The following is a 10,899-nucleotide window of genomic DNA, read 5'->3' on the forward strand; positions in this document are numbered from 1 at the left end:
TTGTTCAGGGGTTTAGTGGGCTCCGTTTTCCTCCATCTGTGCTAGATCAACGGGTAGCAAACAGGAGGTATCCCGTGGCCGAACAAGTGAACCGAACCCGCAGATGGGTGTTGATCGGCGGTGGTACCGCGGTCGCTGCCGGGTTTGCGATCCGGGAATATCGCTTGATCCCCGAAGATCATGGCGGTGGCCGGATCAGTGTAGCTGCAGCTCATGAACAAGCCCGCGAAGGGCACATCCTGCTTGTCGATATTCGAACGCCGCGCGAATGGCGCGCTTCGGGCGTTGGTGAGGGTGCTACTCCGCTTGATATGCGGCGTGAAGATTTCATCGAAGCGCTCTCGCAACTGACTGACGGTAACAAATCGGCACCCGTCGCGCTGATTTGTGCGCGTGGTGTACGCTCGGCACGATTGAGCAATCAGCTCATCGCGGCCGGTTTCGCCAATATCATTGATGTGCCCGAGGGCATGCTGGGCTCGGCGGCTGGGCCGGGTTGGGTTCGGGCCGGACTGCCGGTTCGTCGATATAATGAGGATGCAGGATGATCCGAACACTCAGTCTAACGGCATTTCTTGCCGCAACCGGGCAGGCGGCATTGGCCGGGTGCGCCGGTCAGGATGCTGTATGCGAAACGCCAATGGGCACCTATCACCTCGAATTGCCTGATGCGGATAATCCTCCGATGGTTCTATTCCTGCACGGCTACGGTGGCAGCGGATCGGGCACGATGCGCAATCGCGCGATGGTCGAACCTTTGCTGGAACGTGGCTATGCGGTTATGGCACCTGAGGGTCTGGAACGACCTGATCGGGGCGGCACCAAAAGCTGGAATTTCTATCCCGGGTTTGGCGAACGGGACGAAACCGCCTTTCTGACTGAGGTTGTGCAAGATGCCGCCGACCGGTTTGGCGTCGATCCCGACCGCGTCCTGCTGGGTGGATTTTCGGCAGGGGGCTTCATGGTCAACTATCTGGCCTGTGAGGCCCCTGATACGTTTTCTGCCTACGTTCCCGTCTCGGGCGGGTTCTGGCGCCCGCATCCCGGGGCTTGCGAGGGTCCGATCCGCATGTTCCACACTCATGGCTGGACGGATAATGTGGTGCCCTTGGAAGGTCGCTTGTTGGGTGGCGGGCGGTTCCAGCAGGGTGACATTTTCGCCGGGCTTGAAATCTGGCGCGAAGCAAATGGTTGCGTCGATCACAAACCGAGCAGTTTTACGGTGACGGATGACTTCATGCGCCGTCGCTGGACGGGGTGCGCCGAAGGCAGCGCGTTGGAGTTTGCTCTGTTCCCCGGGGGGCACAATGTACCTGCCGGTTGGGCAGACATGATCGTCGATTGGTACGAGGGGTTACCCGGCAGTTGATTATTCCGCCGGGGTCATGTTGCCCTTGCCTTCGACCAACCGCTTGAGCTCATCGCGATAGCGGCGGGCCGAGCGTGTGATTGCAGGCTCGCTGAAATCCTCACGCATTCCGACCATTCTGCGTGCAGTGCCTGCAGACACACCGCTGAGGGCCGACAAAGGAATTGCCAGTGCAAGGCTGATGGCAATCGGGGCCAGCCAGATCGAAACCAGACCGGACAGGATACCCACGCTCAGCGCGATGCCACTGATCGTTTCCAGCGCATGGCATAGGACCAGAGTACCCAACCCATAGCTGCCGCCATCACGGGCTTGCGGTGACCAGCCGCGTTGGATGCCAAAGGCCGTACGGAAGACTGCAATCATCTGCTGCACCATCAGAATAGGCGCGTACAGAATAGACAGCAGAACCTCGGCCAGGAACGACGTCAGAAACTTGCGCGCTCCGCCAAAGTCGGAATAGCGCATACCGCTCAGCGGCAGGGCCAGAACACCAAGGACCTTGGGCGCAAGCAACATGGCGTACATGACCAGAATGATCAGCACATGCCGGGTTTCCGACATTTCGGGCCATTGCGGGAACAAAGGATTGTCAGGGCTGAAGTAATGCAGGACAGATGCGTCCTGACCCTGCCCAATCAGCGCCCACATTAACAGCAGGGCGAACCACAAAGGTGACATCAGGTATCCAACCGCACCGTGAAACATGTGAAAACGCGATACGGCACGGAACCCGGTCGATCCAAGCAGTTTCAGGTGTTGCAAATTGCCCTGACACCAGCGGCGGTCCCGCATGGCATGATCGATGAGGGTGGGTGGTGTTTCTTCGTATGATCCGCGAATGCGTGGCAAAAAGCGCACCGCCCAACCGGCGCGGCGCAGCAATCCAGCCTCGACAAAATCGTGGCTCATGATCAGCTCGTCCTGACCGCTGAATGACCGCAGCTTGGGCAGACCGGCGCTGGTGGCAAAAGCCTTGGTGCGGATGATGGCGTTGTGGCCCCAATAATTGCCTTCTTGCCCGCACCAACGCGCCAGACCTTCAGCAAAGGCGATGCCATAAACGCCGTTTGCGAATTGCTGCATCCGGGCAAAGACGGACTGTGCGCCTATGAGTTGCGGATAGCTTTGGATCAGACCCGCGCTGGGATCACGCGCGAGTGCATCGGTCAGTCGATAGATCGCGCGCCCGGTCATCAAACTGTCGGCATCCAGCACCAACATCGCATCCCAATCCGCGCCCCAGCGGCTGACCCAGTCGGCGATATTTCCCACCTTGCGATCGGTGTTTTGATCGCGGCGGCGATAGTACAATTCCAGCCCCGGTGCCAAAGTGGTACGCAGGGCCTCGACACTGGCCTGTTCCTGCGCCGCTATTTCGGGGTCCCGTGTATCGGAAAGGATGAACATGGCATAGTGGTGCTGTCCGCCACGGGTCTGCAAGTCTTCCAGCATGGTGCGGGCATTGCCCAGCACGTTCCACGGCACCTCGTTGTAAACCGGGGTCAGCAAGGCCACGCGCAATGGCTGCGCGCTGTGGCTTTTCTGCGGGCGATCCTGCCGCGACAGGGACACCATACCCAAAAGAACCGTGCAAACCGTAAACGAGATCCAGAAGAAATTGAACGAGATCAGCGCCAATAGGATGGCTTCGATCAGGTTGATCCCTTCGGCGCTGAACCAATCGCTCATCACCCAAAGCAGGCCCAGTGTTGCCGCCATAGCCGGGGAAAACGCCAACGCACGCCAGAACCCAGCCGATGAGCCGCGCTTGCCGGAAGGTGCATCCGCATCGCGGAACCGCGCGCCGAAGTTCTGCGCGGGCATCGCCAGAGGGGCTTCTGGTGGCATGATATGCAGATCGCGGCTCAAGCGGTCCAACGGTAAAGCCAGACCTCAGAGGCGGGCAGTTTGTCTTTCAGAAGCTGCGCGCGCAGCTCGACATGGTTGCGGTCTCCGGGCTGGAACGAAAAGGCCAGACGTAGGCCACCAGTATCGGGATTGCGTTGCAGAACACCTTCCGAGGTTTCGGCATGGGGCGAGTCAACAAAGATCGAGATCGCGTCGATGTCCTCGAACAGTTCACTGTCTTCAAAGTCAATGACAGCCAGACGGCCCTCGCCGAACGTGTTGTCCCCCATCGCGGTGTTGATGACCCGCGGCATAGGCGTGCGCTGAGGTTCTTCACCCCAGATCAGACGATAAGACATATCGACCTGACTGCCCGCCGCATAGGGCTCAGCCGGGCGCCAATAGGCGACGATATTGTCATAGATTTCCTGATCAGCGGGGATTTCCACCAGCGTCACAGTGCCTTTGCCCCAATCCTGATTGGGTTCGACCCATAAACCGGGGCGCTTGTGATAATTCGCTTCCAGATCGGCATAGTCCGAGAATTCGCGCTTGCGCTGCATAAGGCCAAACCCGCGCGGGTTCGTATCAACAAAAGACGAGATCTGCAGGCGGGTCGGGTTGGCCAGTGGCCGCCACAAAACCTCGCCCGCGCCATTGCGGATCAGCAATCCGTCACTGTCATGCACGGCGGGGCGGAAATCGTCGAACCGGCTGTGGTTGGTTTGGTCAAACAGGAACATCGATGTGCCCGGCGCAATTCCGACATGGGGCAGCTCTTCTCGTGGGAACAGCGTGGCCTCAACATCCATGACGCAGTCTGCACCTGCTGTGACGTTGAACCGATAGGCCCCGGTCACGCTGGGGCTGTCCATCAAGGCATGCACAACCATATTGCGCTGGCCGGGTTCCGGGCGCTCCAGCCAAAAGCGGATAAACTCGGGGAATTCCTCGCCATCGGGATCGCCGGTCTTCAGGGCCAGACCTCGGGCGGACAGGCCGTATATCTCGTGCAAGCCAATGGCGCGGAAATAGCTTGCGCCTTGCCAGACGCAGAATTCATCTGTCTTGCCGGGGCGGTGCATCTCGGTCCGAAGGCGCAGGCCCGAAAAGCCAAGCGTATCGTCGATGGGCAATTGCGGGACATCTTCGGACTTGTCGAACATCGCTAGGTCGAAAGCGACCGGCGTGGTCATGCCATTTTCAACCGTTTCGACCTTTACGGCGCGCGGAAAGTACAAGCCAGGAGTGAAGAAATCCACGTTGAACGGGGTCTCAGTCTCGTACCAAAGCGCGCGGTCCAGCCGGAACCGGATCGAGCGGTATTGCTGATAGGTCAGGTCCTGCCATTCCTGGGGAACCATATCGCGTTCCGCATAGGGACGGCTGGCCAGATCACGCGCCATCTCGATCACATAGTTACGATCAAAAGGTACTTCGCCGCCCGTCGCATAGGCGGACGGGGCAAAAGCCAAAGCGGTCGTCGAAACGAGGAATGCGCGACGGGTAAAGTTCATTTCTTGGTCTTCCAGGGTTGTGACTTGAACCAAGCTGCCAAATAGGCAACGCCGATGATCATCGCAAAGCCAATCATGTTGGCGACAAAGACACTGGCGACATCCCGCCCAGATTGGTCCAGCGCGACACCGATCAGGCGGGCTGCAGCCATGGAGAACACAAAGACTGCAAGGGATTGCTGGCCGACCTTTGTGATAACCGCCAGTAGAAGTTGCCAGACACGCGCGCCCACACTGTGCCCCGTTGCAATCAGGCGGTGGCCATGCTCGCCCGCAGCAACCCAACCCAAATAGGCCAGCGACAAGAAGTGGACGTAACGCAGCAGACCAAATTCGGTTTTTCCACGCAGGTCTTCAGTCAGAGGCCAGCCCTTGCGAATTACTGCACCAAGATCGGGCGCGGCTGTGTTGATCCAGGTAAAGACCTTCCACGATCCGAACGGAGCTGACAGGACAACAAAGGCAATAGCCACCCAGATCAGGGTCTTCGAAACGGGCGGGGCGGGAATCCAGCCGCGCATGAAGGCAAAGCCGGTGAAGAACAGCAATTGCCATCCGAACGGGTTGAAGTACCACTGACGGTCCGACCATGGCTCGGCCGGTAATGCCAATGCGCCGGTCTGAGCAATAAACCAGATGCTGACCGATACTGCTGCCATCAGCCAGAAGCTGACACGATACAGCGCCATGTAAAGCGGCATCAGCGCCAGTACCACAAGATACATCGGCAGGATGTCAAAGTAGTTTGGCACGTAGGTCAGTGTGAAAATCCCAACCATCTGCGAGGCCGGATCGTTGAAAAAATGCTGCAAATTCAGAGATGAGATGTAAGTTTTCTCGAACGCACCGGTCTGGTCCAGCGCAGCCATGGTCATGGCCACAAAGAAGAACAGACAGATATGCGCCCAGTAAACTTGCCAGATGCGGAACGCCACACGTGCTGTTCCCATCCACCAGCCCTTGCGCAAAAACGCGCCGCCAAAAGCAATGGCAGAGGCCATGCCAGAACAGAACACGAAAATTTCTGTCGCGTCGGAATAACCGAACCGCGCTGGAATCCATTTGGCCCAGGGATCGTTTGGGATATGGGCGATGAGGATGATGAACATCGCAATACCACGGTAGAAGTCCAACCGCGGATCGCGCGTACGGGAAGGGGCCGCGGCAGGGGCCGCAGCTGGTGCAAAATCAGAAGCGGGCGATATGGTCGCCATACGTTTTCTGTCCTTCTAGATCGTCTTGTTATTCGGCGGGGACGCTTTGCACGTCGCCGCTATCGCGGGCCGCATCAATCAGGGCGCGGCGTGCGATGGCAAAATTGTCTTCGCCTCCGGCACGCTTGGCACGACGGTCGTCCAGAATACGCTCGACCGCGTCCAGACGTCCGGCGCGCAGACCGGAATCGATGGTAATGCGTTCAAATACATCACGTTGCGCGTGGCTGCCACCGGCCAATTGCATCGATCCTCGCGCCGCCAGCAGGTGATCGAAGGCGGTGCCATAATGGCCGTCTCCGAAGGCTTCCAACCCCATGGCTGCGGCAACACCGGGATCAGCCATTCGGCGGGTGGTGTCGTCTTTTGCGTGGGCTGCGTCACGGTTCATGCGGCTCAGCATCTTGGAGGTTGCATCGGCACGATTGTCGCCGGTCAGAGCCAACAGGTAATGCAGGTCCGCGAAGATCAGGCAGCCATCTTCGGTGCGCGCAGCACTCAGATCGGCCAGTTCTTCCCAGCGGTTGCCGACATCCACGCCCTCAAGCTCAAGCCGGGACAGAAGCGAGGTTGCGTTCGAAATGTCGCGGTAATCGTCGGTCTTGTCCTTGCGGATATGGGCGTCGTACAGCTCCATCACCTGATCAACCTGACCCAGATCCAGATGCATCAGGGCTTTGTGCCACCAGACGTGATAGCGGAAATTGTTACAGTGCGCCCAGGCATCTTCGCGCCCTGCAAGCCAATCCAAACCCAGCTGCGCGTTGCCGGTCATCTCATGCACATGGGCCACCGCGTGCAGGCCCCAGGCGTCGTCCGACACCATCCACAGCGCCTGACGGCCTGCGATTTCGGCCTTTTCATAGGCGCCGGTTTCCTCCAGCGCGAAAGAGTGACAGCCCAGCAGATAGCCACGGCCCGGATGGTCGGGCTCATAGGCTGGCATCACACGTTCGATCGACCGGCGCATACCTTCGGCATCGCCCAGAACAAATCGTGTTGCATGGCTCAGTTTCATCGCCAGTGTGTCCTGCGGATGATCACGCAGGACCGCTTCGAATTTCCGCACCGCCTGCGTTTGTTGTCCCGCCAAAAACAGCGCCAAAGCGTCCACGTACAAGCGCTCGCGGGCCGAGATCGGTTGACGTTCCATCGCGGTATTGGCCGCTGCCAGGGCTTCAACCGCTACGGCCATCATCTCGCGTCTGCCCAGTAGCGCCATGAACAGACCTTTGACTGCGTGACCCAGTGCAAAATCAGGTTCAAGCTCAAGCGCTTTGCCCAGATGTTGGGGCGTGACGGCTGCATGCGCCATGAACCCAAGCAGAACACCATTCCAGGAGTCGACCGCAGCCGGCTGGGTCAGGGTGTTCATCTGTCCAAAAACATCTTGTTTCATACTTGGGTCCAATCTGATTGCGGTATTTCACACTGTTCGATGTAACAGAGTGTGAGAGAGGGACGTAACAGTATCGACCCTGCTCTCGAATTGGTGAAATGCCGTGTGCGAAAAAGGCGAAAAAAACCGCCAATTCAAGAGCATGTTTCAGCGAGTTGCCGCCTAAATGTGCAAGTATTTCAATCCTCGAACGGGTTTTCGGCGTTCAGAACTGCTTCAGTATCCGCTCCACACACCGGGGGCGCACTGCGATATGTTACAGGCGTGCGTGACAGATTGAGCGGATTTCCGATCAGACTGACAGGGCCCGGCTGGGCTTGCATGTCGATCTTCATGTGCCGTGCGGCGACTTGTTCGGTGTCGAAAACCTGATCAAGCGTCTGCACCGGGCCAACCGGAACTTTCAGAGCTTCAAGACCCGAGATGACCTCTTGTGTGTCCAGCGCCTGCATCGAGGGCCGCAAGATAGCATTCAACGCGTCCCTATGTTCAAGGCGTGATGGGTTGGTCGCAAATCGGGGGTCTTCGGCCAGTTCGGATCTTCCTAAAAAGCTGCAGAACCTTTTGAATTGTCCGTCATTCCCAACGGCCAGAATCACATGGCCGTCTGCGGTTTCATAAACCTCATAGGGCACGATATTTGGATGTCCGTTGCCGCGCCGCTGGGGGACACTGCCCGAGGTCAGGTAGTTTACGCCTTCGTTGATCAGCCACGCAATCTGCGCGTCGACGAGCGCCAGATCGATCTGCTGACCTTCACCGGTCAGGTCTCGGTGGCGCAGCGCGGCCAGAATCCCAACACTCGCATACATGCCACACATTACATCTGCGATGCCAACGCCCACCTTCATCGGTGCGCCCTCAGGATCGCCTGTCAGCGACATGATTCCGCCATAGCCCTGTGCCATCAGGTCATAACCCGGCTTGCTGGCGTTCGGTCCGGTTTGCCCATAGCCCGAGATCGAGCAGTAGACCAATCCGGGAAACTCTTTCGACAATGTCGCGTAGTCCAAACCGTATTTGGCCAACCCGCCAGGTTTGAAGTTCTCGATCAGGATGTCCGCGTGTGAGGCCAGGCGACGGATTTCGGCCTGACCCTCAGCGGTAGCGATATCCAGTGCGACGGATTTCTTGTTGCGGTTGGCGGACATGAAATAGGCGCTCAGGTCCGAGCGGTTGCCCTCGGCATCTTTCACATAGGGCGGACCCCATTGCCGTGTGTCGTCGCCGCCTGTGCCGGGGTTTTCGATCTTGATAACGCTTGCGCCCAGATCGCCCAGCAATTGCGTGCACGTGGGCCCTGCCAGAATCCGGCTAAGGTCCAGAATTTTGACGCCCTTTAAGGGGCCTTCAGATGCGGCCATCATAGCCTCCACGCTCAATCTCTGCCGCGATGACAGTAAAAGTGTCCGCCTTTACAGCAGCTTCCAACGCTGCGCGCAATTCTGTCCGGTTGCGAACGGTATGGCCATGTCCACCAAAGGCCCGACCCATAGCAGCGAAGTCGTGGTGGCCAAAATCGACGCCCTTGTTTCCCATTTGTCTTTGACGCTGTTTCAGTTCGATCAGCGCAAGACTTGCGTCGACAAAGACCATAAAGATCGGATTGCCGCCCATTTCGGCTGCGGTCGATAACTCCCCGGCCACCATCAGAAAACCGGCATCGCCTGAAAAGCTGATGACCGGGCGCTGCGGCTCTGCCAGTTTCAGGCCGATGGCCATTGGAACCGCACATCCCATGGTGCACAGCGCCGAAGACTGGATCAGTCCCCGCTCCTCGCTGCAATTCCACATCTGACTCAGCAAAATACGATGTGCTCCGCTATCTGCGGTTGCCAGAGTTTCAGGGGGCAATACTGCCCGCGTTTCAGCAATAACCGCCGCCGGTCCCCAATCTTCGTCATTCGGGAAGGCCTTTGCCAAAGCGGCTTTGACCTGCGAGGGCTCGCTCGCCGGCCACGTGGCCCGCGCCGGATTGCCCTTGGCGATGGCTTCCAATGTCTCGCCTGTGTCGGCCACCAGATTCAGCCCCGCCTGATGCATGTAGTGATCATTGACCACGGCAGAGATATCGATAACGCGTTTGTCCTCGGGGTCCCAAATCTCGCGCCAACCGGGGCGCATTTCGATTGGGTCATAGCCCAAACACAGCACCAGATCCGACTGTTCGATCAGAGGCACCAGATGCTTGTCCGCCAGCGGCGACAGACCGGCACCGCCCAGACACAAGGGGTGATCTTCTGGGACCACGCCTTTGGCTTTGTAGGTGGTCACAAACGGGATGCCGAAATGTTCCAAAAACGCCTGCACTACGCTGCGCGAGTCGTCGTACAGAACATCCAGACCGACAATGGCAACGGGACGTTCGGCCTCTGCCACCCAGCGGCGGGCCTTTTCCAAACACTCGCCCCCGGGGCTGACAGGCGCGATCTTGGCCAAGCGGCGGCGTTTCATCCCGGTCACTGGCGTGTCGGCGACCGAAATCGGAACATCGATATGAACCGGGCCGGGGCGCGGCTGCATCGCCAGCGAGACCGCCTTGTCCGCAATGACATCCGCGCCTTTGGCCGTCAGGGTGAAGGTGCCCTTGGTGATCGAGCGATAGACCTGCGCGTGATCCATGACCTGATGTGTGTAAGTCAACGCTTCGTCCGCATCGACACACCCTGTTAGCACGATCATCGGTACACGGTCCTGCAATGCGTTGGCCACCACGTTGATGCCATTCATCGCGCCGGGGCCAAGTGTTGCCACCAGTATCGCAGGCGCGCCGTCGCGGTGATGCACCGCCTCCGCCATGAAACCGGCGGAGTTCTCGTGTTTGGTCAGGTGAAAAGTGATACCTGCCTTTTCCAGCGCATCGACCAGTGTCAGAACTTCGCCCCCCGGCATCCCAAAGGCGTGGCGGCACCCTGCTTCGTACAGGCGTTGGGCCAGAAGATCCGCGGCGCGGGGCGAGGGGTCCTGCATAAGTCATGCTCCGAAAAAACCGTTTCAAAGCAGATTGCGGAGGACGCCCCCGGACGCAAGGCGGTTCACGCCAGTGTGACTATTTGACTGCGTCTTGGGCGACAGATTGAAACTTTGTGTCAAGTTCTGTGGCGATGTCCGCCAATGCTTGCCCCCCTTCCGATGCGTAAGGGGCAAAGACAAAGCTAGGGGTTTTGTAGGACAGTGTGGCAGAGCCGTCCTCGTTTTCCGTGACATAAAAGCGGATGGGCGCTTCGATCATCGCATGGGTTGAGGTTTCAAGCACCCGCACGGCGTAGTCGTTGTTGAAAGCTCCGATCACCCGGTTGCCCGGAATGGTGATCCCGCGGGCGGCAGCTGCCTTGGTGGGGCCAGCCTGCGTCACGACGATCAACCCGTTTTCCTTGATGGCGGCTTTGGTGTCGTCAACCAATTCTGAATAGGGTTTGTCTGTCGGGTAGACGGCCCAGCCTTCCGGCGCATCCTGCGACCAGACGGGCGAAGCAATCAGGCAGAGCAGGGGAATAAAGGCTTTCATGATCACGTCTCCGATAGAATGCTGAGACTTATGTGCCAGAC

The 10,899-nt window shown here is 58.6% G+C and carries 9 protein-coding genes; 2 read left to right on the forward strand and 7 right to left on the reverse strand.

Annotation, left to right across the window (positions count from 1 at the left end; all coding sequences use genetic code 11):
- The first annotated feature begins 74 nt into the window (after positions 1–74).
- The gene (locus ACXADZ_RS05580) at positions 75–548 is read left to right on the forward strand and encodes a rhodanese-like domain-containing protein (protein WP_475193516.1); all 474 of its coding nucleotides are present in this window, start codon (positions 75–77) and stop codon (positions 546–548) included.
- Positions 545–1,369 (forward strand): CE1 family esterase, encoded by an 825-nt coding sequence (locus tag ACXADZ_RS05585; protein WP_475193520.1) that lies wholly within the window; start codon positions 545–547, stop codon positions 1,367–1,369. Before ACXADZ_RS05580 ends, ACXADZ_RS05585 begins: the two co-directional genes overlap by 4 nt.
- Here the strand turns inward: ACXADZ_RS05585 and mdoH are convergent, their stop codons facing one another.
- From mdoH to ACXADZ_RS05620, 7 genes are all read right to left on the reverse strand, one after another.
- Positions 1,370–3,241: a glucans biosynthesis glucosyltransferase MdoH gene (mdoH, locus tag ACXADZ_RS05590; protein WP_475193524.1), complete on the reverse strand. Its 1,872-nt coding sequence runs from the start codon at positions 3,239–3,241 to the stop codon at positions 1,370–1,372. It abuts the gene before it with no gap.
- Positions 3,238–4,737, reverse strand: coding sequence for an OpgD/OpgG family glucan biosynthesis protein (locus ACXADZ_RS05595; RefSeq protein ID WP_475193527.1), 1,500 nt, complete (start codon positions 4,735–4,737; stop codon positions 3,238–3,240). The genes mdoH and ACXADZ_RS05595 overlap by 4 nt, the downstream gene beginning before the upstream one ends.
- Positions 4,734–5,951: an OpgC family protein gene (locus ACXADZ_RS05600; RefSeq protein ID WP_475193529.1), complete on the reverse strand. Its 1,218-nt coding sequence runs from the start codon at positions 5,949–5,951 to the stop codon at positions 4,734–4,736. The genes ACXADZ_RS05595 and ACXADZ_RS05600 overlap by 4 nt, the downstream gene beginning before the upstream one ends.
- A 28-nt stretch (positions 5,952–5,979) precedes the next feature.
- Positions 5,980–7,350 carry a tetratricopeptide repeat protein gene (locus tag ACXADZ_RS05605; RefSeq protein WP_475193533.1) on the reverse strand — a complete coding sequence of 457 codons (1,371 nt, stop codon included), beginning with the start codon at positions 7,348–7,350 and terminating at the stop codon, positions 5,980–5,982.
- Between the two features lie 179 nt (positions 7,351–7,529).
- The gene (locus ACXADZ_RS05610; RefSeq protein WP_475193536.1) at positions 7,530–8,714 is read right to left on the reverse strand and encodes a CaiB/BaiF CoA transferase family protein; all 1,185 of its coding nucleotides are present in this window, start codon (positions 8,712–8,714) and stop codon (positions 7,530–7,532) included.
- The gene (locus tag ACXADZ_RS05615; protein ID WP_475193539.1) at positions 8,701–10,320 is read right to left on the reverse strand and encodes a thiamine pyrophosphate-binding protein; all 1,620 of its coding nucleotides are present in this window, start codon (positions 10,318–10,320) and stop codon (positions 8,701–8,703) included. The genes ACXADZ_RS05610 and ACXADZ_RS05615 overlap by 14 nt, the downstream gene beginning before the upstream one ends.
- A gap of 79 nt (positions 10,321–10,399) precedes the next feature.
- Entirely contained in the window at positions 10,400–10,858 is a 459-nt protein-coding gene (locus tag ACXADZ_RS05620; RefSeq protein ID WP_171091026.1) for a DUF302 domain-containing protein, read from the reverse strand.
- Positions 10,859–10,899: the final 41 nt, after the last annotated feature.

The organism is Ruegeria sp. ABM4_193, assembly GCF_056158705.1.

Coding starts and splice junctions, on each gene's coding strand:
- ACXADZ_RS05610 (WP_475193536.1), bottom strand. CDS start 8,714: ATGGCCGCATCTGAAGGCCCCTTAAAGGGCGTCAAAATTCTGGACCTT.
- ACXADZ_RS05595 (WP_475193527.1), bottom strand. CDS start 4,737: ATGAACTTTACCCGTCGCGCATTCCTCGTTTCGACGACCGCTTTGGCT.
- ACXADZ_RS05585 (WP_475193520.1), top strand. CDS start 545: ATGATCCGAACACTCAGTCTAACGGCATTTCTTGCCGCAACCGGGCAG.
- ACXADZ_RS05615 (WP_475193539.1), bottom strand. CDS start 10,320: ATGCAGGACCCCTCGCCCCGCGCCGCGGATCTTCTGGCCCAACGCCTG.
- ACXADZ_RS05605 (WP_475193533.1), bottom strand. CDS start 7,350: ATGAAACAAGATGTTTTTGGACAGATGAACACCCTGACCCAGCCGGCT.
- ACXADZ_RS05620 (WP_171091026.1), bottom strand. CDS start 10,858: ATGAAAGCCTTTATTCCCCTGCTCTGCCTGATTGCTTCGCCCGTCTGG.
- ACXADZ_RS05600 (WP_475193529.1), bottom strand. CDS start 5,951: ATGGCGACCATATCGCCCGCTTCTGATTTTGCACCAGCTGCGGCCCCT.